Origin of the sequence: Paraburkholderia phymatum (assembly GCF_038900715.1) — a bacterium.
In the GTDB taxonomy this organism is placed as follows: domain Bacteria; phylum Pseudomonadota; class Gammaproteobacteria; order Burkholderiales; family Burkholderiaceae; genus Paraburkholderia; species Paraburkholderia phymatum_A.
In genome coordinates this window covers 135,017-156,649 of record NZ_JAYMRZ010000014.1, presented here as the reverse complement: position 1 = coordinate 156,649, position 21,633 = coordinate 135,017, and the positions used below count along the sequence as shown (strand labels likewise).

The window sequence follows — 21,633 nt, the reverse complement described above, 5'->3', positions numbered from 1 at the left end:
ATCAAGTTCCCCCGACCCGCTGCGCGCGTGCAGACGTGGCAGTCGAGTCTGGCGTCGATTCCGTTGCGTGGAGTCGGACTAGGGCCGACGACGAAAGCGGCACCGAACGTGCCCGAGTTGGCCATCGAAGTGTCGGGCATCACGCGGATGCCGTCGCTCGAACGGACGTATTCACTGCTCGCTCCAATCAGCCCGTAAACTTGCGTTCGACGGTCGTGTTCGCGATTCGCAACGGTTCCACAGTGGTGCCCCATGTGATCAGCGAAAGGTTGTCAAGCAGAAGAAAACCGAATCGCGTGACGCGAAGGTCGTGCCGACCGGCATCGATCCGGGATCGAGGCAAGGCTCGGTGGGCGACATCGTAGGCAAGAGCAGGCGAAGCGATCTCCGCATCATGGCGCCAGTCGATGATGTCTCTGACTCACCTTCCGTCAAAAGCCGTTACCTTCGGCAACACGACGGCAAGATAATCGACCAGCCTCCGCACTGCAGGCAAAAGACCCGTACGATATGGAATCAGCGCCGTTATGCGTGCATCTGCGGCAATCCATTCCGGCAGTACCGGCCGCAGCGCGCCGGCCTTCAGCTCCGCCTGGCAGATATAACCCGGTAGCGCCGCGACACCGACGTTTGCACAAGCGGCTTCCTTCAGTGAAATCAGGCTGTTGCTCTGGAATCTCGGTTCGATCGGTACAGTGACGGTGCGATTGTCCGGACCCTGCAACTGCCACTGCTGCGGCCCCTTGCTGGCCAAAGCGATGATGGAATGCGACGCCAGATCTTCCGGTTGTTCCGGCTGGGACGTCCGTTCAAGATATTCCGGACCCGCGAATAGATACCACGGCGCCTTCGCGAGCGGATGCTGCACCAGATTGGAATCCTGAAGCTGCCCCGTGTGGCCTCTGATCGCCAGATCGAAACCTTCTCCGACGATATCCACCATCCTGTCAGTCGCCGTTTCGATGATTCTCACTTTCGGGTGGTTCGAGAGAAAGGTGGGCAAAACATGGCGCAGTGCGAACTGCGCAATCTCGGCGGCCACCGTCACGCGGATCACGCCGCTCGGCTCCGCAAGACGCTGACGCATCGCCTCTTCAGCGACTTCCGCGCTTCGCAGCAAGGCTATTGCGTACTGGTAAAACTCCTCGCCCACCTCGGTCACGGCAAACTGGCGCGACGTCCTGTTGATGAGCCGAACGCCAAGCGAGGTTTCCAGTTCCTTGACTCTATGGCTCAGCGTCGACTTGGGAAGACGAAGCAGCTCGCCCGCCGAGGTGAACCCCCCACGGTCGACTACCTGAACGAAGTAATAGACGTCCTTCAGATCCAGCATTGCGTAGGGTAGTGTGGAGCATTGCCGGCGATGGCAACGGTTGTGAGGATGGATTGGATGCCCGATCTTACTCCGTAAAAAATTCTCACGGCATTCGGACAAACCTTGGTGACATAAAGCGCAATCGTTCGAGTTTGCCGAACTCTGTGTACACGGCAGGCCAGGTTCGCAATCGATTCGGAGCGCTTAAGCTGTAGCAGACGGGCGGCCGTGCGCTGTCTTCGTCTGATAGTTCAATGCCTAATAAATGGAGTGGACAATGTCGATGATCAAGGGATTTCATCACCTGACTGCTGGTGTGAGCGGCGCTCAGGAGGATGTCGATTTTTACGTAAAGCTGCTCGGACAGAGCCTCGTGAAGAAGACCGTTCTTCTCGACGGCGAGGATCCGATCTATCACCTCTACTACGGTAACGCGAACGGCGATCCGGGTACTTTGGTGACTTCGTTTCCATTCAGGCAGAAAAGCGTCAAGGCCCGCCAAGGGTCGGGGCAGGTGCGGGTCATCAACTACTCTGTGCCCAAAGGATCGCTCGAATTCTGGCGTGGCCGGTTCGACGCACTGAAGATCTCATACGATGCCGCGATAACCGAACGCTTCGATGAAAGACGTCAGCGCTTCTATCATCCGTGCGGTATCGAGTTCGATCTCGTCGAAACGGATCTCGACACGCGGCCGGCCTGCGTAGCGAGCGACATCCCTGAAGCATGCGCCATTCGCGGCGTCCACAGCATCACGCTGTCATTGCGCGAGGTCGATGAGTCGATTCTCTTCATGAACGAAGCGCTCGGTTTCCGGCAGGTCGGCCAGTCGGGACCGTACTACCGCTTTGAAACGCATACGGGTGGCCCCGGCATGGTCGTCGAGTTTCTCCATGAACCGGACCGGCACCAGGGGTCGTCGATATACGGCGAAGGCACGATTCATCATGTTGCGTTCGCTGTGGACAGCGAGAACGAGCAGATGGTCCTGAAGGAAAAGTTCATGGGAATGGGCTACATCGATACTTCGGAATCCGTCAATCGCAACTACTTCCGCTCGATGTACTTCAAGATGCCCGGTGGCGTGATCTTCGAAGCGGCCACGACCGACATCGGCTTCGCAATCGATGAAGAACCCGGACATTTCGGCGAGGAATTCCAGCTCCCGCCGTGGCTGGTGAACCGCAAGGACGAGTTGCTCGGACGGCTCGAGCCCATCTCCGTCTAATCGCGTTCATCTTGTCAGGACATGTCATGCAGAAACCTAAAGTACTCGTCGTTTTCTATTCACGCAACAGCTCGACTGAGACGCTCGCTCGCGCTGTCGCCGAAGGTGCCATCGAGGCAGGCGCAGAGATTCGCATGCGACGCGCGCGCGAGGTTGTTGGTCCGGAAGTCATGCAGCAGGCGCCGGGCTGGCTAGAGAACGCCACGGCGATGAACGAAAAATACGAAGCGCCGACAGAGGCCGATGCCGAGTGGGCCGATGCAATCGTGTTTGGCACGCCGACGCGGTTCGGATCGATCTCGACGGAACTGAAGGCTTACATCGACGGACTGGGTGGCCTGTGGTTCCAGGGAAAGCTGAATGGAAAGGTCGGCTCGGTATTCGGTTCGACATCGTCGCGGCATGGCGGCAATGAAGCCACCCTGCTGTCGATCTATACGCCGATGGCGCATCTGGGCCTTATCATTGTGCCGCTTGGCTACGCCGACGCCGTGATGTTCAAGGCGGGCACGCCCTACGGCGCGACCCATGTTTCGAACCTCGACGCCGTGAAGCCCGACGAGGATCACCTCGCAGTTGCACGATACCAGGGCCGCAGAGTGGCGACGGTCGCAAGGGCGTTGCACTACACGCAAGACACCGTGGCGGCTTGAGGAACGCTAGAGAAAGAACAAAGGCGGAGTCTCACGGCTCCGCCTTTTTCATTTGATTCAGTTCATCCGGTTTATTCATCCGACACCGGCCAACGCCGGTGCCGGCTTGCAAAACACCACACTACGCCGTTAGCACCGCCTTGCCGCCTGCAATGTTATCCATGTAACTCGAATACGGCAGCGACCCGAGCGTCGCCTGAATCGCTTCCTTGTGCAGAGACGGCCGCTTGACGAGCGCATCGAAATAACGCGAGACGTTGTGCAGTTCTTGCCACATCGACGCAAGCCCAAGGTACGCAAGGCGGACGAGATTGACGCCCCATAGCACGTCGCCGAGCGAGAACGACGTTCCATGAAGATAGGGGAACGAGCCAGGACCCAGCGCACCGTCCAGATCTTTCAACAGAACCGCGACGTATGCGCGTGCGGCACGCTGAAACGCCGCATCGTGACATACCGACTTGCCGCCACGTTCCTTAGCGATTTTCGCGCGATAGGCGGCAATCAGCTCAGCGTCCCCTGCATTGACGACGCTCATCGCCTCGAGCGCCATGACCTTATAGTCATAGACTGTTTCCATGACGGCTTTGAGCGCGTCGGGTCTCAAGTCGCTATCGGGATGAAAGCCGTACAGCAGCGCCCCATTCGGAATCCTGTCGACGATGCTCACCTGATGCAGCACCTCGGCACGCGCCGTCACATCGTCGGGCAAAAGCTGAATCGGCTCGCGCGCGACGGCATCGAGATAGCAGCAGATCCGCTGCGAATCCGCGATGACCCGGCCGGCCTGGTAATCGACGAGCAACGGCACCGTGCAAGGGTCGAAACCCTCCGTTTCCACTGATGTCCGCCCGCTATAGCCCGTAACGAACTCTCCGCCGATCTCTCCGCCCGCGATCAGACGAAGACGGACATACGGCGCATAGTAATGCTCGGCGGGCACGACACCATCCGAGCCCATCGAACTCAGGATCATCATGTCGTTCGAACGATAGGCCAGTTGTTTCTCGAAGAGAACCGTGCGCACCTTTTGAGAGCACAATGAACTCGCCGCGTGAAAGAGTTCGAAGCGCGGGTTCGCATCATCACCCACGATGGTTATCCGCGCCGGGTCCGCAATGGCAGCTCGCGCATCGGCCGCCAGTTTGATCAGATCGTTATTGCTCATCGCTGTAGTCCCCTTCCCACTCCGATAGGTCAAAGAGCGCAAATCGTCACTACGGCTCGCTCAAATGCAAGCCGGCCAGGCACGTTGCGCTGCCTTACTTCTTCGCGTGCGGGCACGCGGCAGGCGGATCGCCAATGAAGCCGCGCGCCGACCAGAGTTCTGGAAACGGAATTTCGTCCATGGTCGGCTTCAGCCACGCGATTCCCTCGGTTCCAAAGTAGGCCGGTCTCGCGCCGAAAGTCCGGCGTGTTGCCATGAGGTGAAGGTACTTCCAGGTGGAGAATCCCTCCGCGATATCGGCTAGCGTCTCGCCGAGTTGCTGGAGTTCGAGGTTCCGGCCCTGATCGGCATAGATGTCGCGCCAGACCGTCTCGACTGCCTTGCTGGGTTGATAAGGCGCGGTGAAATCACGTTCAAGCACATCTTTCGGCACCGCAAAGCCGTTACGGTTCAAATAGGCGAGCACGTCGTCGTAAAGGCTCGGTTCGGCGAGCGCCTGATTGAGTTGCACCCAACGCTGGGGCTGCGGCGTGAAATGCTTCAGATGCTCTGCCTGCTTGATGCCGAGCAAATAGACCATCTGCCGGTAGGTCCAGCCCTGAAGCGCCGTATCCTTGCCGTATGTCGCCACCGCGCGGGACAGAATAGCGAGCAGATCGGCAGGCGTCATCCACGCAATCGAGCGCCACGTCGCGTTAAGCGGCTCGTGATGGGCGACGACGCGCTTCAGCGTGCGTTGAGCCTGCGTCAGGTCATTGGCGCGCAATTGCCTTTGCGCCGTCTGCAGCTCCTTGATGATGAGCATCCAGTAAAGCTCGGACACCTGCACCGATACGATCCACGCATGTTCTCCGGGATGATCGCTTACTGGACGTTGCAACGCGTGGAGCACGTCAGTCTGTATCCACGCACTATAGGGCGTTTGCCCGGCTGAAGTGCTGTCCGGTTCCGGGCACTCGTGCTTCACGCTATCGTTGATCTTGTCGTTCACCTTGTCTTCCTCCTTGTGCATTGACGTCCATCAGTTCTGTTGGGGTGGCGCCTGCGTTCAGCATCGACTCCATCTGCTGCGCGATCTGCAGGAGCGCACCGTCGTCACCGGGCTTCGCCACGATCTGCAACGCCGCGGGAAGCACGCTGTCACCCCGTGGCAAGGGAATCGAGATCGCAGGAGACCCCGCGACATTGAACGGCGCGGTGTAGGTCATCAGTGCTTGACGGACCGTGCCGGACCAATCGCCGATGCTGACCGTGCCGGCATCGACATGCGGCGCAGTACAGGGGCATGTCGGCAGTACCAGATAGTCGACCGTCGACATCGCGTGGTGCAGTCGCGCCGCAAATTCGCGCCTGCTCTGCTGGGCCGAGACATACGCGCGGAGATCCATCGCTTCAGCGCGCCTGAGGCGCTCGACGGTTTCCGGACTGTAGTGCCGCACGATGCGGTCCCAGTCGCTGCACCGGAAGTGCTCGACGCCGCCTTCGATCAGAACGATGTTCGCGAATGCTTCATAAACGGTATCGAACAAACGGGACGTGTCGAGCTTGTCGCATGCAAAGGTCTGTTCGAGCCGTTCGATCGCGCTATCGAATGCCGAAGCGATTTCCGGACTCAGCGGAACGGGCGCGATCTCGCGGATAACGCCCAGCCGGGCGGAAATCCACGCATCGCTCTCGGGCAGATCGATGCCGAAAGTGTCTGCAAGTATCACGACGTCATCGACCTGCTCTCCAAGCAGGCCGACGTGGTCGCAAGTGGGCGCCAGCGGAAACACGCCACGTGTGGAGATCGTTCCGTGCGTTGGCTTGAACCCGACGACTCCGCATAGCGCCGCAGGAATCCGCACGGAGCCGCCCGTATCGGTGCCCACTCCCGCCCTGACGGCACCACGCGCAATCGCAACGGCAGCACCGCCGCTGGAACCGCCTGGAATGCGCGTGCGGTCCAGCGGATTCAACGTATCGCCGAACTGCGCGCTGGCGGTTGTCACACCCCACGCGAATTCGTGGGTCGTCGTCTTACCGATGATGATTGCGCCTTGGTCCACCAGAGCCTTCACGACATCGGCGTCGACGCCAGGCACATGACCGACGTAAGCCCCCGAACCATAGCGGGTTTCGATGCCCTTGGTATCGATCAGGTCCTTGATGGCGAGGGGAAGCCCTTCGAGCAATCGCTGCCTGTTTTCTCCGTAGCGGCGATCGCTCTGAGCGGCAGCCTTCAACGCACGGTCCCAATCGATTGTCGAAAAGGCATTGAAGGATCGTTTGCTGGCTTCGGCTTCTTCGAGCGCCTGCTCGGTCAACGCAATCGCCGTGGTCTGTCTCGCGGCAAGCGCATCGAGCGCCTTGCGAAGCCCCGGGAGGACGGGCACCGCGCTGGATGACGGACGGAGCCTGGTCATTACCACATGCTCTCCAGTAGGGTGCCTAGCCTCTCGCCCGCGTTTTTGCCGAGATCGGCGACTTCCGATGGATAGTTCTCCCTGAGCAACGCCGCCACCTCAGGCAGCTTCGCCTTGTCGAAATCGAGCGCGCTGAGCCGGCTCGGTAGTTCCAGCGAGGCCACGACGGCCGCTATACGGTCAGCGAGGTAAGCGGCCGCCGTCTTGTTGCCGCGGCCCGCAGCGAAGATCTCGAACTTGTCGCCATAGGCGCCCGCGCAGGCATGGATGACTGGCGCCAACGTGATGCAGGAGGTCATGCTGTGCGGCAGGCCGAACGTGCCGCCCAGAATGTGCCCGATGCGATGACTCAAGCCATAGATGACCGACGCGGGAAAGAAGTAGCACTGCCACGCGCCGAGTTGAAGCTGCAGGAGATCGTCAGCGCAGACCCATCCGCGCTCGATTGCCTGACGTGTGTCGAGCTTCTGTGGCCACTTCTCCAGAACGTTGAGAAAGCGCTCTACGCCTCGTGCGGCCAGAATTGCGTGCGGGTGATCAGTTTCGACCTTGCGCATGCCCTCTACAGCATGATCGATGCCTTTGATGGCCGAACTCAACAACAGCGCACGCGGCGTATCGACGACCAGGCGCGGATCGATCACAACCAGCCGGGGAACGGTTTCGCGCACGGCGTAGCTGCGCTTGAACTTTTGCGGTCCGTCCGTTTCCGTCACTCCGAAGTAGTGGGAGAACTCGGAACCGGACAAGGTCGTTGGAAATGCGGCAATGGGAAGATGGCGACCTGTCTGTTGGAAATGCAGGTAGGAAGCCGCTTTCGCGGCATCGAGAACCGACCCGCCGCCCAAAGCGATGATCGAATCCGCGCCGCGGTCGATACAGGCACCCAGACCGTTTCGCACCGCGAAGTCGGGAACATGCGGCGGCAGATCGGTGAAGACACCCACGGCATCCCGAACCCCAGGGTGTATGTACTCGCGGCTCAATGCCTCCAGGAACTCCACGGTAAAGATGATCGGACGGCTGATGCCGTAGTCTCCAAGGGAAGCAGCGACGGTCCTCAGGATATCGTGCCCCCAGATAATCCCGTCCTGCGGCAAGCATTTCAACTGGTTCATCCACTCACTCCTGCAATGTCGTTTGCGGATCGATGCTTCGATCTCGAGTGAAAAGATAGGCGGTTTGAGTTCGCGCGTGAACGGCGCTTTCCTGAACATAGCGTCCATAACTATGGACGCTGCGCACACGATCGATAAGACGAATTCGCGCCCGGCTATCTGGTGGATGAAATCATTCATGTTTACCCTTGGCGCCGCGTGTCAAACATTCCGCAACGACGCTTCGGCGGGAATCGTTCACTTATCTCGAACGTAGCTTGCAAGCATTGCTAACTTCTCAACACAAGAGAGGTGTCTATGATTTGCTCTCCATATGCAACCCAACTATGACACTGGAGACATTGAGATGGATGCGACCAAGTTCACTGAAGAGCTGATTCGCGGGCGCCAAAGCAAACGCGGCTTTTTGGATCGGCCTGTGTCGATCGAAACGGTCAGAGAAATTCTTTCGATTGCGAAGTACGCGCCCAGTTCAAGCAACACCCAACCCTGGCGATGCTATGTACTGACGGGACAAGCACGCGAGAAGATCACCGATGCAGCCGTTGATGCCTATCGCGCTGGTCCGGAGAAACTCGTTCCGGAGTATCCATTCTTTCCCAAAGAACTTCCGGCGCCTTTCTCGTCCCGCTTCAATACATTTCGCGGCATGCTGGGCGATGCACAAGGTGTGCATAGGAGCGACATAGTCGGACGCAGACGGGACGTTGAGCGTCAGTTCCGGTTCTTCGATGCGCCGGTCGGGCTCATCTTCACAATGGACCGGCGCCTGGAATGGGCAAGCTTCCTGTGCTACGGCTGCTTCCTTCAAAACATCATGCTGGCCGCGCGAGCCGAAGGGCTGGACACATGTCCTCAGCAAATCTGGTCGCTGCAATCCGCTGTCCTGCGGGCTGGCCTCGGCATTCCCGAAGGAGAAATGGTGGTGGCCGGAATGTCGCTGGGTTACGCAGACAACAGCATTCCCGAGAACAACATGGTGCTTCACAAGCTGGAAGTCGACGAGTTCGTGTCGTTTATCGACGCCTGAAACGCGCTGCCCTCTGCATGTCGGGGTAGGCACCATAGCGCGGTGCTCGCCGTCGTACCTGCTTTTTCAACAAGAAAATTCACGACCGTGTGTTCCTTGGTCGAGGGCTCGAACGCGACCGCGACCGGGACCACGACCCGCGAAAACAACAATGCCTGATCGAACACGCGCGAACAGTCTTGCAACGGAGATCTCTTTCAATGAAGAAGAGTATTTTGCACGGCACTGTAGTCATTTCTCTTATCGGAATGGAATCGGCTGCGCATGCGCAGTCGTCAGGAAGTGTCACGTTCTATGGATTGCTCGATACAGGGATCTCGTACATCAGCAACGAAGGAGGTCATGCCAACTTCAAGTTTGACGATGGCATCCTCGTTCCGAATCTGTTCGGCCTGCGCGGAACAGAAGATCTCGGCGCCGGCATGCATGCAATTTTCAATCTGGTTGACCAGTTTATCGTCGGTAATGGATCGATCATTCCGTGGCAGGGGCTATTTGGGCGTAATGCGTATGTCGGCATTGCGAGCGACCAGTTCGGCACGCTGACATTCGGCAACCAGTATGACTTCATGGTCGATTCATTGCTCAGCAAGGGCAATGATCCGGCGTATAGCGTTGGACTTTACGGATTTAGAGCGGGTCCGTTCAACAAGATTGCGATTCCCGCCAATCCACCGTTCGCGGGGAGCTTCGACTGGGACCGCATGGCGGGCGGACACCCTGTCAACAGCTCGGTGAAGTATCAGTCCGTGGAGTACGCAGGGTTCTCGTTCGGCGCCCTATATGGCTTCGGAGGTGTTCCGGGATCGTTGGGTTCGGGCAATACTGTCAGCGCGGGACTGAACTATGAGCGCGGCCCTTTCGGCATCGGTGCCGCGTATACGGAGGTCAAGTATTTCACGGCCGGGCAGCCTCAGGTAGGCGTGCGTAATTGGGGCGTAGGCGCTCATTACCAGTTCGAGAAAATCACATTGACCGCTCTCGTGACTACCGTTCGAAATTCGTTCAATGGGGGTGCGATAGCCGAGGGGCAAATAGGCGCGACGTACTGGTTTGCTCCGGACTTTCTCGTCAGCACAGGGTATATGTATATGAAGGGCAACGATTTCCTCGTTAACAATCACGCGCATCAAGTCAGCGCGATCGCAGACTATATTCTTTCCAAGCGCACCATCGCTTACGCAGAGGCGGTCTACCAACGTACCAACTCGGGTGCGCACGCTTTGATCAGTGGCGTGCTCGATCCGTCCGGGGCGTCGAGCGGTCCAAATCAGCTCGTCGTGCGCGTTGGGTTGAAGACGAGCTTTTGAGAACGCTGAGGGCAACGTTAGGACGCCAGTGTCTCTTTTTTACGTTCCGCGGCGGATCCCGCACGCTGGCACCTTCACTTTTCCATTGCCAGCACCCGAACATTGCAGCTGGAGCGGCGATGACCGCAAGCAAGTCGCACTACTTCCCGACTTTGTCGATGACTAGATCGGACAGGAAAACACGGTCAGGATCATTGACGTCTTCGTCGACGAACTGAGGCAATGCGCGGCATAGGCTTCTGCCACCGCTCGGCGCCCCTTGATCGAGTTGAGATTTTCCTCGTTGTTATACGACGCCTTGTAGCCGTCGTTGTGGCTGCCCATAGCGACAATGCGGTTACCCGCGGTGGCCGACCAAGTGAAGAACATGCCGTCAGCGACGTGCGCGATGCCTACGTGCGCGAAAACGCCGGCCGCCATGACCCATGAGTTCGACGATCGCCAGGCAAAAACTTCAGTCCGCCATCGCCAAAAGACATCACTGCACTGAACGGAATCACCGGAGCACGCCAAACATTGACGTCGAACCAACGAAAGACTCCTCGTAGGAAAGGACTCGTGCGCGCATGAAGCGTTCACATTATGCTCGGCAACTGTTCGTGCTTCCCGGCTTGCCGACGGCAAGCCGGGCACGATTGCGCTATTGCAACGTATGGCTTTGTCACGTTGCCGATCACCGGACGAATCGTGTGCAGGCGAAACAATCGCTCAGAAAACAGCAGACGGATTTTGGGTGAGACCGGTGAAAAGCCGCCAGGCTTCGAACCGGGTCGCTAGCTGCTTTCGATAAAGCGAAGCGCGCAGCAGATGACGCTTAAGCGCGAAGTGTTGCCGGATCGGACCGAAACACGACAGGAACGCCTGCGTGCGTCCAGGCAGGCAGAAACCACGCATACGTCGCTCGCGTTCACGCGTGGGTTGATGGCTGTTTTCTGCACGGTTGTTGACGCGGGCAGCGGCCTTGACGAACACATGCTTCACGTTCGCCAGTTCCGGGATTTCGGCCTTTGCTGCGGGGTAACTGCGCAACTGGTCAGTGACGATCTTCTTCGGCACCTCGGGACAGGCCGCCAGTACACGTTTGAAGAAACGTTTCGCGGCGGCCTTGTCGCGCCGCTTCTGTAGCAGGATGTCGAGCTCGATGCCGTGCTGGTCGACGGCACGCCACAGCACATAAGGTTCACCGCGCAATGACACGAACACCTCATCGAGATGCCAAGTGCTGCCCAGCTGGCGACGGGCAGCCTTCGCACGATGCGCGAAACCAGCCCCAAACTTGTCTATCCATCGCCGGATCGATTCATGGCTGACGACCACGCCACGCTCGAACAGCAGCTCCTCGATATCGCGCAGACTGAGCTGGAACCTGAAATACCAGCGTACCGCGCAACTGATGACCGTCGCGGGGAAGCGATGGCCGTGGTAGAGCGATTTCGTCTTTTTCATCACGATATGTTACGCGACCAGCTCAGCAACGTGACAATGCCATTCATCGGGGTTTTGCCCGACCCCGAAGGATTAAGCACACGACCGCTTCAGGCGAGCCTGGCAAGGAATGCGATCACGAAGCAGCGGTCGCCGACGTCGACCCATTTCTGGTGCACTGAGCCCGTTTGAGAGTTGGACCCGCACCCCTGCGAGTATCCCGAATTGTGCCCGAGGGCACGTGTCGCCCTGCCGGAGCACGCTTACCGGAATCAGATAACGAGGGTTATCGCCGCTGACATTCTTTATGTTTCAGGAGGGCAGCATGCAGGTACTCTATCCGCGCCGTGCCGGACCGGACATACATAAGGACCTCATCGTCGCGCGCGTCTGTTGTGTGTCTGCACCAGAGTGTCATGAAGTGCAGAGCCTCTGCAGTTCCACGAAGGGACTGCTAGCAGGCTGCTGAAGTACACCCGAATTAAAGAGGCCCCGCTCCAATTACGCGACTCTCGTCGCAAGATTTTTCGCATTGTGCAGATTCAATGCGAATTCAACGTCCCTTCAAGCGTTTTGAGGCCAATTCCCGGCCTCATTTCCGCGTTTTCCGTCACCACGGACGGACTTGTGCCAGGGATCGCAGGCGCACGAGGTTGTATTCGGCCATGTTCAACACGAACATCTGATCCACCTTCTTCAACCCGCGCACCATCGCCTGGCGCATACGTCGCACGGTCTTCGCCCATCCAAAGCCTTGTTCGATCAGCTTGCGCTTTTGCTGGGAAATGGCGTAGCCCGCGCTCGAGGCAATCGTATCGGCCACCGCCGAACGCCGCCCCGAGGTGTTTTGCGCTACGTGCGGTGTGACCTTCATCTCGTGGCAGGCCTCGATGAATTCCTGTGCGTCGTAACCCTTGTCCGCGCCCAACGTGATCTCTGCGCGCGCATCCTGTAGTGCTTGCCGCGCGTCGTTGATCATGATCTTGGCCGCTTCACGCTCAGCATGCCCGTCAGCGCGTGTCACGCGCGCGTTGACCACCAGACCGTGCCGGTTATCGGTCAGCGTATGGCCCATGTATCGCAATTCGCTGCCCGTCTTGCCTTTCCGGTAGAGCCGCGCATCAGGATCGGTACTGGACTGATGCGTCTCGTTGCTGCGATTGCTACCTTTAAAGTCGCCCGCGCTGCCGCCTTCGTCATCCCGATCGTCATCGTCCTTGCGAACGAAGATGGTATGGACGCCTCCCTCCCCGCGTCGGTAAGCCAAGCCAGCGGACACGGCGGAGCTCTCGCTATATCTGGCGACAGCGGAGTGCCAAACTGGTGGTTGGTGTTGAAAACGGCCACCGACAGTTAGGAGGATTGGAATGAAAACTACGACATTCGGCCTAGACTTAGCCAAGCGCGTGTTCCAAGTCCATTGGGTTGACACGGAGACGGGTGAGATCGGTCGCCGCCAACTCAAGCGAGCCCAACTACGTGGGTTCTTTGCCAATCGTCCGCCGGCAATCATCGCCATGGAAGCATGCGGTAGCGCCCATTACTGGGCCCGCCAATTAATCAGCCTGGGGCATGAAGTCAGGCTCATCGCACCGCAATTTGTCAGACCGTTCGTGAAGCGCAACAAGACCGATGCTGCCGATGCGCAAGCGATCTGGGAAGCGGCCCAACGACCCGAGATGCGGTTCGTCGCGGTAAAGAGCGAGGCCCAACAAAGCGTGCTGACGCTACACCGCGTGCGCGAGCAACTGGTCAAAGTACGCACGATGCAAATCAATCAGATGCATGGGCTACTCTACGAATTTGGCGCGGCTGTGCCGGCGAATCGGCACAGCCTGGGCGAGGTGGCGCAAGCGCTCACGCGACTGGCCGACACGGTACCGGCGGTCGTGATTGATACGCTTCGCGAGCAATTGCGGCGTGTTGACGCGCTCACGCAGGACATCGCCGAGATTGAGCGCAGGCTTGCCGCTTGGCAACGAGGTAATGAAGCGGCTAAGCGCCTCATGGCGATCCCCGGTGTCGGACCGCTTAGCGCGAGCGCAGCCGTGGCCACGATCGGCGACGCACGCGCGTTTCGGTGCGCACGCGAATTTGCTGCATTCCTAGGGCTGGTGCCGCGACAGAGCGGCACTGGCGGGCGGGTTAAGCTGCTCGGCATCAGCAAGCGCGGTGACGTGTATCTGCGCACCTTGCTGATTCACGGAGCGCGCGCCGTGCTCGCATGCAGCAAACATCTAAGCGAAACGTCGCAACGCCTGCTCGCGCGACGGCCGTTCAACGTCGCGGTGGTAGCGCTCGCCAATAAAATCGCCCGCACGATCTGGGCACTGCTTGCCCACGATCGCGTGTACCAACCCGGTTACACCGCGCATCCCGCGTAGTTCACCACTTAACGGAGAGCGGTCGCTAATAGGTTGCGCAGGTAGATGTACGCGTGATGGCAGAACAGGTCGGACCGCGGGGAAGCAAACCTGAACAAGAGCATGCCCTTCGAGGGCGCCACAAAGATGAGGCCTTCCCCGGCGAATTCCATCAGGGCCAGCGGACATGCGTCCGCCTCATAGGCCGGATATAAGTCTGCAGCCTGACCTTTACACCGTCACACCGAAATCATCTGGCAAACCGGGAGGCGTCCATATAAGCTCTTGTGTCCCGCCCACGCCTGGATCAGCGTGCCGTCTACGCTGAAGTGCTCGCCCGAGAGCAGATCCTTCTTCTGAGCGATGGCCACCACTTCGTTGAAGAATTCGATCACGGCATCGTGCTTGATCAACCGCTCGCGGTTCTTCGTGAAGACCGTGGGCACCCACACCACGTCATCCATCGCTAGGCCGATGAACGAACGAAACAGGAGGTTGTATTGCACCTGCTCCATCAATTGCCGCTCCGAGCGGATGCTGTAGAGCACCTGGATCAGCATCGCCCGCAACAACTTCTCCGGCGCGATGCTCGGCCGCCCGCCCTTTATGTCGGCTTCGTACATGTCGGCGAACAGCCGATCCATCTTCGCGAGTGCTTCGTTCGCCATGACGCGAATCGCACGCAGCGGATGTGACGGCGGAATGAAGTCGTCCAGCTTGCGCATGGAAAACAGACTCTCGGTGAATGTGTCGGCGCCGCGCATAATCTCCATGGGGTAGTTGGGCTCCTTCTATCAACGCTTCACGAACCCTGCGCGATGACGCGTTTCAGCGGTACTTCCGCAGCCTGCTAGCGCTGTCGGACTGTTCGCACGTGACCATGGCAGCCACTGGCGTTTACTGAAAACGTGCGTGGCACGTTCTAAAGGACTCCTTCTAACTCGTACCGGGCAACGCGGCGCAAAGCCATAAGACCGGCTGCATTCGACGAAAATTTTGCCCATACGCAAAATTAGTACAATCCGCAATGTCAGGCGCGATATCAGCGTTTTGCGGATACGCAAATTCTAGTTCTGTACCGATAGCGGTACGATGGGCGTCGTCGCTGCAGCGCGTGAGACCGTATCAGTCCTGGGCTACCCTCGGATGCCCCTGCCGCGCGAACGCGATTTGGTCACTTTCGTTGGTAATTACCCCGACGACTTTCGCCAGTTGCTTGCTAACGGTGACGTAAGCGTGGCCGATTCGGCTATTGAAATAAAGGCTGTCGCCCTTGTTTAGGCGCACCCTTTCACCCGTCTCGAAATAGACCTCAATTTCGCCGGTCACGACATACACGAATTCATGACCGAGGTGGCGCGCATAGTCTGCCTCCCCGTTGAACTCCCTGGCGTGGATTGTTCCCAACACCGGCTCGAAGGGCTTGCCGGTAACGCCTGCCGCCAGAAATTCGTAGGTGAACGAGAGCCCTTTGTACGCGACACCCTCTCCGCTTCGAGTGACCACCGGCCCCGTCGCGCGACCGGCCTCATCCTGGTCCTTCGAAACGAGCGCGCTCAAGTCAACATCGAGGGCCAACCCTAGCGCCGCTAGATTCTCATAGCCGAGCGCTAACTGACCTCGCTCGGCCCGCGAAATTGTCGTGATGGACACCCCGCTTTTTTCCCCCAGTTGCTGCAGGGTCCAGCCAAGCCTTTTGCGCGCCGTCCGCAACCGCTTGCCCAGTTCATCGGGCGCCAGCCCTCCGTGCCCTTCGGATTTGCTATTCAATGCTGTCGCCACAGAAAACCCTCATAACGAAGCCCGCCTTTCGTCCCGTCGTTCAGACGGAACATTCTTCCGAAGAAAACATGCTTTGTGAATTTGCGAATACGCAAAATATGCTATCTTGTCTGCGGATGCCATCTGGCGCTGTTAATTTCGTTGACGCAAGTATACGTTTTATCGGGAGTCCATTCACCATGCGAATTGTGGTTGTTGGCGCGGGTATCGCGGGCGCCGTAACTGCTTTGGTTCTAAGCCGGGAAGGTCATGACATTCTCGTGCTCGAGAGCGCAGGAGGTGCATCAACGGGTGCCAGTCACGCCAATGCTGGACTGATTTCGCCCGGACATTGCTTTAGCTGGGCCGAACCAGGCGTCGTGGGGATGGCGGTTAAAGCAGCGCTCGGCGCTGGCGACGGCATTGGCATCTGCCAGCCGCTGAGCCCATCACTCCTTAAATGGGGTTACTTGTTCAGCCGACAAAGCACGCGAGAACGCTGGTTCGCCAATTCTCGAGCCGCGCTGGCCCTTTCGGCGTATTCGCGCGACGAACTCTTCGCTCAAGTCAACATCCCTCTCGCTACCTACGGGGGGCAACATGACGGCATCCTGTACCTCTACGGAGCCGATACGGCTCCCGGCTCACACGACGCAGAATTGCTGAACGAAGCCAGTGAACCCTTCCGTTCCCTCAACGCAGACGAAGTGCTCGCGTGTGAGCCAGTCCTGAAACAGTCCCGCTTGCAGTTCCCAAAAGCTGTGTTTAGCCCGACCGATGGAACCGGTGACGCGGCGCAGTTTGCTGCAGCTGCACTTCAAGAGGCAATTGCACTCGGCGCGAAGGTCCATTTCTCTGAGAGCGTTGAAAACTTTGAGGTATCGGGAAAACGCATCAAGGCGGTGGTCACCGAAAAACAGCGCTACGAGGTCGACGGTGTGGTCGTCTCCGCGGGACTCGCGTCCAGCACGTTGCTCCGGCCTATCGGCTACCACCTCCCCATCCACGCGGTCTCCGGATACTCCGTCACTTACGCGGGAAAGTTCGAGCGCCTTCCTCGGGTCGGCGCGGTTTCAATTCCGCACAAAATTGCCTGGACTTCATTCAACGGTGACCGCGTCAGATTCACTGGCTTCGCTGACATCGGCATCCCGAATCCGAAACGGGTTTCTAAGAGATTTGCTGACCTGAAGCGGTTTGCGTCAGACATCATGCCCGAAGTTGCGAACTACCGACCGCTCGAATGGGTAGGCCAACGTCCTATGACGCCCGACAACCTTCCGTTTCTCGGCAGTAGCAATCACGAGAATCTCTGGCTCAACTGCGGCCATGGGGCGATGGGATGGACGATGTCCTTCGGTTCCGCACGTGTCATTTCCGACTTGGTTGGCGGCAAGACACCCAGAGTCAATACGATGCCCTACCGCTGGGACCGATTCTGCTAACGAAGCAAAGCCTTCGCTTTCAGTAACATTCTTTCAACGCTCCTAGTTCAACTCATATGGGCTGTGGTGCAAATAGCGATCAATGAATCGGTTAGAGTGGCGGGCTGACCAATTTGACAGCCCGCGATGAGCAAACGGAAGAATCTGGACAGTCTGTTTGCGGGTCGTCATTTTGACCGCGACGTGATCATTCTTTGTGTGCGCTGGTATCTGCGGTACAAACTCAGCCTGCGCGATCTCGTCGAGATGATAGCCGAGCGAGGGCTGTCGCTTGCTCATACGACGATCCTGCGTTGGGTGGTATCCATATCCATAAGAGGCATCTTGGGCGCGCCACCTATTTTCACCAGATCCCTCTATCGGGTTTCAAAGAAAATCATCGACGAGGCGATTGAACGCGTCGCCATGTTCTATTTGTGTCCAATGCCCGCAGTGTCCGAATACGTGCAATTGCGAAGGCCCGATTAGCTGATTGAGCCGCAGCGAGTTCTCTAGCGGAATGACACGATCCTCGCGTCCATGCACGATCAGTGTTGGATGCCGAATGCGGCGCAGCGCATCTTCGTCGCATGCAAGCGCATCGATCCAGCGCTGCCGCGGCGCAGGAAACATCGACGCGAACGACGCCTGATACCCGGGCCGCACACTCGCGCGGTACCGCGATTCGACAAGCTCGGGCGTAATACGCAAACGGTCGAACGCAAAGATATCCATAATGCTGCGCATGTTCTCGACGGAAGGCTCATAGCCCCATACCGCATCGAGCCCGTGAGTCAGTTCGAACTTCACGCCCGCCGCCCCCATCAGCACCAGTTTGCGCACGCGGTGTGGATAACGCACCACCATCGCCAACGCCAATGCGCCGCCAAATGAATTGCCGATCAGATCAGCTTGTTCGATCTCCAGCGCATCGAGCAGGCCTATCAGATGTGTGACCCAAAAATCCATGTCGTAGTGCACGCCCGCGCGCCGCTCGGTATAACCGAAGCCCGCCATGTCGGGCGCGATGACGCGCCGGGTATCCGCGAGAGCAGGCATCGTGAGACGCCAGTTCGCCCACGCCGTCACGCCCGGCCCTGAACCGTGTATGAGCAGCACAGGGCTGCCACTGCCGAGGTCATGATAGTTCGTATCGAGGCCCGCTGCCTGAATGCGCTGGCCAAGTTCCGGATCGTTCCGCTGTGTCATGTCAATAGGCTCCATCTCAGCCGCGCACGAGCGACGGCCACTTCTCGATATCAGAAAGGAATCACCGCGCGCGCCCAGACCGCTTCACCCGAAGGGCGATTGCGCACCAACAGTTCTTTCACGACGCGAATGTCGATGCTGCCCTTCTTGAACTCATAGCGAAAGCCAGGACCGATCGCAAAGACCTGCCCGCGAAATCCATCGCCATTCACGGGCTGTCCGTTCTGCACGTCGTTAGTGGTCTGCTTGACGAAATAGCCTGCAACGCCGATACGCGCCGACGTCGTCACCGCATAGCTCGCGCCATAGTCGAGGTGAAACAGTTGTCCCGAGTGGTAATTGGTTGCTGTGTTCGTCGTGTTGAAGCTATACGTGAACTTCGCCGACATTTCGAACCCCGGATACGGAAACCAGCTCACGCCGAAAACAGGTCGAATCGTGTAGTAGTTCTTGCCCGTATTCAACGGCGAACTCCTGTCGTACTGTCCAGTTGGAAAAACGAATTCGAGCGCGGCTACTGTGCGCAACGATCCGCTGCCCCATGCAATCATCGCGGGGCTTGCGATCAGGTCGCCGAGATTGGTCCGGTCGAAAGACGAACCGCCTGCATACAGCGAGAGACGCTCCATCGGCAGCAATGCGTACGCGCCATACCGGCCGCCGAGCACCGACAGGTTCGACATATAGATCAGACGCGGAATCAGCACATCGGCGTCGAGCTTGAATCCGGGTATCGAACCGTTGCCGTGCGAGTCGTTGAACTGACTCGCGTGATAGTGCGTGTAGTACAGCAGGCCGTAGAACCCTGCGGGCGGCAGTGCGCCCGCAAAGAAGCCTTCTGCACCTTCTCCGATCGTGTCGCTGCCGCCCTCCGTGGCCCGCGCGCTCGCGCAGAACATCGCGGTTGCGCACGCGTAGGCAAGCAGCGTCCCTCGCCTGACGGCGATTCGAAATTTCATTGACGTCTCCGGGTATTTGTTCTGGTGAGAGATACAGCGCTTTAGCGCATCACTTCACGAGGTCGAGCGCGACGTCGACGATCATGTCCTCCTGTCCCCCAACCATGCGGCGGCGTCCAAGTTCGACGAGTATGTCGATCGTCTTCAGGCCGTATTTCGCAGCGGCCGCTTCGGCGTGACGCAGAAAGCTCGAATAGACGCCTGCATAACCGAGCGCAAGCGTTTCGCGATCGACGCGCACAGGGCGGTCCTGAAGCGGCCGCACGATATCGTCGGCGGCATCGAGCAGGCCGTACACATCGCAGCCGTGGTTCCAGCCGAGCCGGTCGGCAGCCGCGATGAACACTTCGAGCGGCGCATTGCCCGCGCCCGCGCCCATCCCAGCGAGGCTCGCGTCGATTCGGTCACAACCTTCCTCGACGGCGACGATCGAATTCGCGACGCCCAATGACAGATTGTGGTGCGCGTGAATGCCCGTTTGCGTGTTCGCATCCAGCACATCCTTGAATGCGCGGAAGCGTTCACGCACGGCCTCCATCGACAACGCGCCGCCCGAATCGACCACATACACACACGTCGCGCCAAATCGCTCCATCAGCTTTGCCTGCTGCGCGAGCGCCTGTGGCGTCGTCATGTGGCTCATCATCAGAAAGCCGACGGTGTCCATGCCGAGTTCGCGCGCGTATTCGATGTGCTGCTTCGACACGTCGGCTTCCGTGCAATGCGTCGCAACACGAACGACGCGCGCGCCCGCATCGTACGCATTGCGCAGATCGTGCACGGTGCCGACGCCGGGCAGCAGCAGCGTCGCGATCTTCGCGTGCGCTACGGTTTCCGCCGCGGCGGCAATCCACTCGATATCGCTATGCGCGCCGAACCCGTAGTTGAAGCTCGAACCCGACAGACCGTCGCCGTGCGCGACTTCGATCGAATCGACGTGGGCATCGTCGAGTGCCTTCGCAATCCTTTTCACATTGGCGATGCTGTACTGATGACGGATAGCATGGCTGCCATCGCGCAGCGTTACATCGGAGATATAGAGTTTGCGATCGTTCATCTCGTGCCTCTCACACGGCGAGCGGCGCGAGCCGCGTTTCAGCGATACGTTCGGCGCACGCAAGAGCCGCCGACGTCATGATGTCCAGATTGCCAGCGTACGCAGGCAGGTAGTGCGCCGCGCCTTCCACTTCGAGAAAGATCGACGTCTTCAGGCCCGTCATCCAGCCAAGCTCCGGCACGTTGAGCGGATTGCGCTCGTCGAACACATCGAACTGCACGCGCTGCTTGAGCCGGTAGCCAGGCACGTAACGCTGCACGTGCGCGGCCATTTCATTGACGCTCGCTTCGATTGCATCGCGATCGGCGGGATCGGATAGCGTGAAGACGGTGTCGCGCATCATCAGCGGCGGTTCAGCGGGGTTCAGGATGATGATCGCCTTGCCGCGCGTCGCGCCGCCCAGCACTTCTATTGCTTTCGAGGTCGTCTCCGTGAACTCGTCGATGTTCGCGCGCGTGCCGGGTCCTGCCGAGCGGCTCGAAATCGATGCGACGATCTCCGCGTAGTGCACCTTTGCGACATTCGATACAGCCTTCACCATCGGAATGGTTGCCTGCCCGCCGCACGTGACCATGTTGATGTTCGGCGCGTCGAGTTCGGCGTCGAGGTTGATGGCAGGAATCACATAAGGGCCGATTGCTGCGGGCGTCAGGTCGATCACCTTGAGGCCGTGCGCCTGCAACACTTCGTTATGCCGCCCGTGCGCGCCCGCAGATGTCGCATCGAAAGCAATGCGAATGTCGCTGAAGCCCGGCAACGCCAGTAATCCGTCGATACCGCCCGCCGTCGTCGCCACGCCGAGCCGTTGCGCGCGTGCAAGGCCATCCGATTGCGGATCGATGCCGACGAGCGCGCCCATCGCGACGTGCCGCCCGTGGCGCAAGATCTTGATCATCAGGTCGGTGCCGATGTTGCCGGAGCCGATGATGGCCGCCTTCAGCAGCCTGTTATCGTTTGACAAGGTTGTCATGTATGTTTCCTTTTCGAGGTCGATATGCGTCGCCAGTCAGCGTCCGAGCGCTTGTGCGGTTCTGCCGCCAATGCCGAAGTCGGCCTTCGGTATTTCGATCAGCAGGACACGGATCGATTCGCGCGGGGCGTCGATGGCGTTCATCGCGGCCTCGGTCAGCGCTTCGATCAGGCGTGCCTTCTGTTCGTCTGTGCGGCCTTCGAGCAGATGAACGTTCATGATGGGCATGTTCGTCTCC

At 58.9% G+C, this 21,633-nt stretch carries 19 protein-coding genes and 3 pseudogenes; 7 read left to right on the top strand and 15 right to left on the bottom strand.

Translation table 11 applies throughout. The annotated features are described in order from the left end of the window. Positions 1-421: 421 nt before the first annotated feature. Entirely contained in the window at positions 422-1,333 is a 912-nt protein-coding gene (locus tag VSR68_RS24710; protein WP_342942349.1) for a LysR substrate-binding domain-containing protein, read from the bottom strand. A 259-nt stretch (positions 1,334-1,592) separates the two neighbouring features. Here VSR68_RS24710 and VSR68_RS24705 point away from each other — a divergent pair, with 259 nt between their 5' ends. After that, on the top strand, positions 1,593-2,543 hold the full coding sequence (locus VSR68_RS24705; RefSeq protein ID WP_342942348.1) for a ring-cleaving dioxygenase: 951 nt from the start codon (positions 1,593-1,595) through the stop codon (positions 2,541-2,543). Positions 2,544-2,569: 26 nt separating this feature from the next. Next, a complete protein-coding gene (gene wrbA / locus VSR68_RS24700; RefSeq protein ID WP_342942347.1) occupies positions 2,570-3,196 on the top strand; it encodes an NAD(P)H:quinone oxidoreductase in 627 nt (208 codons plus the stop codon). A gap of 121 nt (positions 3,197-3,317) precedes the next feature. On the opposite strand, the gene VSR68_RS24695 is transcribed toward wrbA, so the two are convergent. The 4 genes from VSR68_RS24695 to VSR68_RS24680 form a co-directional block, all read right to left on the bottom strand. Then, positions 3,318-4,364: a glutathione S-transferase family protein gene (locus VSR68_RS24695; protein WP_342942346.1), complete on the bottom strand. Its 1,047-nt coding sequence runs from the start codon at positions 4,362-4,364 to the stop codon at positions 3,318-3,320. Between the two features lie 94 nt (positions 4,365-4,458). After that, positions 4,459-5,343 carry a tryptophan 2,3-dioxygenase gene (locus VSR68_RS24690; RefSeq protein WP_342942425.1) on the bottom strand — a complete coding sequence of 295 codons (885 nt, stop codon included), beginning with the start codon at positions 5,341-5,343 and terminating at the stop codon, positions 4,459-4,461. Further along, positions 5,333-6,769, bottom strand: coding sequence for an amidase (locus VSR68_RS24685; RefSeq protein ID WP_342942345.1), 1,437 nt, complete (start codon positions 6,767-6,769; stop codon positions 5,333-5,335). Before VSR68_RS24685 ends, VSR68_RS24690 begins: the two co-directional genes overlap by 11 nt. Next, entirely contained in the window at positions 6,769-7,887 is a 1,119-nt protein-coding gene (locus VSR68_RS24680) for an iron-containing alcohol dehydrogenase (protein ID WP_342942424.1), read from the bottom strand. The genes VSR68_RS24685 and VSR68_RS24680 overlap by 1 nt, the downstream gene beginning before the upstream one ends. 346 nt (positions 7,888-8,233) lie before the next feature. Here VSR68_RS24680 and VSR68_RS24675 point away from each other — a divergent pair, with 346 nt between their 5' ends. Both VSR68_RS24675 and VSR68_RS24670 read left to right on the top strand, forming a co-directional pair. After that, positions 8,234-8,917 (top strand): nitroreductase, encoded by a 684-nt coding sequence (locus tag VSR68_RS24675; protein ID WP_342942344.1) that lies wholly within the window; start codon positions 8,234-8,236, stop codon positions 8,915-8,917. Positions 8,918-9,117: 200 nt separating this feature from the next. Then, a complete protein-coding gene (locus tag VSR68_RS24670; RefSeq protein ID WP_342942343.1) occupies positions 9,118-10,227 on the top strand; it encodes a porin in 1,110 nt (369 codons plus the stop codon). A gap of 162 nt (positions 10,228-10,389) precedes the next feature. On the opposite strand, the gene VSR68_RS24665 is transcribed toward VSR68_RS24670, so the two are convergent. The 3 genes and pseudogenes from VSR68_RS24665 to VSR68_RS24655 all read right to left on the bottom strand — a co-directional run. Further along, the gene (locus VSR68_RS24665; protein ID WP_342942342.1) at positions 10,390-10,647 is read right to left on the bottom strand and encodes a hypothetical protein; all 258 of its coding nucleotides are present in this window, start codon (positions 10,645-10,647) and stop codon (positions 10,390-10,392) included. Positions 10,648-10,935: 288 nt separating this feature from the next. Beyond that, positions 10,936-11,673 (bottom strand): IS6 family transposase, encoded by a 738-nt coding sequence (locus tag VSR68_RS24660; protein ID WP_342942341.1) that lies wholly within the window; start codon positions 11,671-11,673, stop codon positions 10,936-10,938. 589 nt (positions 11,674-12,262) lie between these two features. Continuing rightward, a pseudogene (locus tag VSR68_RS24655) lies at positions 12,263-12,889 on the bottom strand (transposase); the annotation flags it as partial. 130 nt (positions 12,890-13,019) lie between these two features. Here VSR68_RS24655 and VSR68_RS24650 point away from each other — a divergent pair. Continuing rightward, positions 13,020-14,036, top strand: coding sequence for an IS110 family transposase (locus VSR68_RS24650; protein ID WP_342942340.1), 1,017 nt, complete (start codon positions 13,020-13,022; stop codon positions 14,034-14,036). A gap of 260 nt (positions 14,037-14,296) precedes the next feature. On the opposite strand, the pseudogene VSR68_RS24645 reads toward VSR68_RS24650, so the two are convergent. Both VSR68_RS24645 and VSR68_RS24640 read right to left on the bottom strand, forming a co-directional pair. Then, a pseudogene (locus VSR68_RS24645) lies at positions 14,297-14,779 on the bottom strand (transposase); the annotation flags it as partial. A 361-nt stretch (positions 14,780-15,140) separates the two neighbouring features. Continuing rightward, on the bottom strand, positions 15,141-15,785 hold the full coding sequence (locus VSR68_RS24640; protein WP_342942339.1) for an XRE family transcriptional regulator: 645 nt from the start codon (positions 15,783-15,785) through the stop codon (positions 15,141-15,143). Positions 15,786-15,976: 191 nt separating this feature from the next. Between VSR68_RS24640 and VSR68_RS24635 the strand changes: the two genes are divergently transcribed. Beyond that, positions 15,977-17,221 carry an FAD-dependent oxidoreductase gene (locus VSR68_RS24635; RefSeq protein WP_342942338.1) on the top strand — a complete coding sequence of 415 codons (1,245 nt, stop codon included), beginning with the start codon at positions 15,977-15,979 and terminating at the stop codon, positions 17,219-17,221. Positions 17,222-17,347: 126 nt separating this feature from the next. Further along, a pseudogene (locus tag VSR68_RS24630) lies at positions 17,348-17,521 on the top strand (IS6 family transposase); the annotation flags it as partial. 66 nt (positions 17,522-17,587) lie between these two features. Here VSR68_RS24630 and VSR68_RS24625 read toward each other — a convergent pair. From VSR68_RS24625 to VSR68_RS24605, 5 genes are read right to left on the bottom strand one after another with little or no spacing between them, the layout of a single operon-like run. Next, positions 17,588-18,409: an alpha/beta hydrolase gene (locus tag VSR68_RS24625; protein WP_342942337.1), complete on the bottom strand. Its 822-nt coding sequence runs from the start codon at positions 18,407-18,409 to the stop codon at positions 17,588-17,590. A gap of 50 nt (positions 18,410-18,459) precedes the next feature. After that, on the bottom strand, positions 18,460-19,368 hold the full coding sequence (locus VSR68_RS24620; protein WP_342942336.1) for a SphA family protein: 909 nt from the start codon (positions 19,366-19,368) through the stop codon (positions 18,460-18,462). A 49-nt stretch (positions 19,369-19,417) separates the two neighbouring features. Then, complete coding sequence (gene dmpG, locus VSR68_RS24615; RefSeq protein WP_342942335.1) at positions 19,418-20,425, bottom strand: 4-hydroxy-2-oxovalerate aldolase; 1,008 nt, start codon at positions 20,423-20,425, stop codon at positions 19,418-19,420. Positions 20,426-20,435: 10 nt separating this feature from the next. Continuing rightward, positions 20,436-21,395: an acetaldehyde dehydrogenase (acetylating) gene (locus tag VSR68_RS24610; protein ID WP_342942334.1), complete on the bottom strand. Its 960-nt coding sequence runs from the start codon at positions 21,393-21,395 to the stop codon at positions 20,436-20,438. 36 nt (positions 21,396-21,431) lie between these two features. Continuing rightward, positions 21,432-21,623, bottom strand: a complete 192-nt coding sequence (locus tag VSR68_RS24605) for a 2-hydroxymuconate tautomerase (RefSeq protein WP_342942333.1) — start codon at positions 21,621-21,623, stop codon at positions 21,432-21,434. Positions 21,624-21,633 lie beyond the last annotated feature (10 nt).

What these genes read in the sequence shown, in the direction of transcription:
- VSR68_RS24710 (WP_342942349.1), bottom strand. Translation starts at nt 1,333, where the DNA reads ATGCTGGATCTGAAGGACGTCTATTACTTCGTTCAGGTAGTCGACCGT.
- VSR68_RS24705 (WP_342942348.1), top strand. Translation starts at nt 1,593, where the DNA reads ATGTCGATGATCAAGGGATTTCATCACCTGACTGCTGGTGTGAGCGGC.
- wrbA (WP_342942347.1), top strand. Translation starts at nt 2,570, where the DNA reads ATGCAGAAACCTAAAGTACTCGTCGTTTTCTATTCACGCAACAGCTCG.
- VSR68_RS24695 (WP_342942346.1), bottom strand. Translation starts at nt 4,364, where the DNA reads ATGAGCAATAACGATCTGATCAAACTGGCGGCCGATGCGCGAGCTGCC.
- VSR68_RS24685 (WP_342942345.1), bottom strand. Translation starts at nt 6,769, where the DNA reads ATGACCAGGCTCCGTCCGTCATCCAGCGCGGTGCCCGTCCTCCCGGGG.
- VSR68_RS24680 (WP_342942424.1), bottom strand. Translation starts at nt 7,887, where the DNA reads ATGAACCAGTTGAAATGCTTGCCGCAGGACGGGATTATCTGGGGGCAC.
- VSR68_RS24675 (WP_342942344.1), top strand. Translation starts at nt 8,234, where the DNA reads ATGGATGCGACCAAGTTCACTGAAGAGCTGATTCGCGGGCGCCAAAGC.
- VSR68_RS24670 (WP_342942343.1), top strand. Translation starts at nt 9,118, where the DNA reads ATGAAGAAGAGTATTTTGCACGGCACTGTAGTCATTTCTCTTATCGGA.
- VSR68_RS24665 (WP_342942342.1), bottom strand. Translation starts at nt 10,647, where the DNA reads ATGGCGGCCGGCGTTTTCGCGCACGTAGGCATCGCGCACGTCGCTGAC.
- VSR68_RS24660 (WP_342942341.1), bottom strand. Translation starts at nt 11,673, where the DNA reads ATGAAAAAGACGAAATCGCTCTACCACGGCCATCGCTTCCCCGCGACG.
- VSR68_RS24650 (WP_342942340.1), top strand. Translation starts at nt 13,020, where the DNA reads ATGAAAACTACGACATTCGGCCTAGACTTAGCCAAGCGCGTGTTCCAA.
- VSR68_RS24635 (WP_342942338.1), top strand. Translation starts at nt 15,977, where the DNA reads ATGCGAATTGTGGTTGTTGGCGCGGGTATCGCGGGCGCCGTAACTGCT.
- VSR68_RS24625 (WP_342942337.1), bottom strand. Translation starts at nt 18,409, where the DNA reads ATGACACAGCGGAACGATCCGGAACTTGGCCAGCGCATTCAGGCAGCG.
- VSR68_RS24620 (WP_342942336.1), bottom strand. Translation starts at nt 19,368, where the DNA reads ATGAAATTTCGAATCGCCGTCAGGCGAGGGACGCTGCTTGCCTACGCG.
- dmpG (WP_342942335.1), bottom strand. Translation starts at nt 20,425, where the DNA reads ATGAACGATCGCAAACTCTATATCTCCGATGTAACGCTGCGCGATGGC.
- VSR68_RS24610 (WP_342942334.1), bottom strand. Translation starts at nt 21,395, where the DNA reads ATGACAACCTTGTCAAACGATAACAGGCTGCTGAAGGCGGCCATCATC.
- VSR68_RS24605 (WP_342942333.1), bottom strand. Translation starts at nt 21,623, where the DNA reads ATGCCCATCATGAACGTTCATCTGCTCGAAGGCCGCACAGACGAACAG.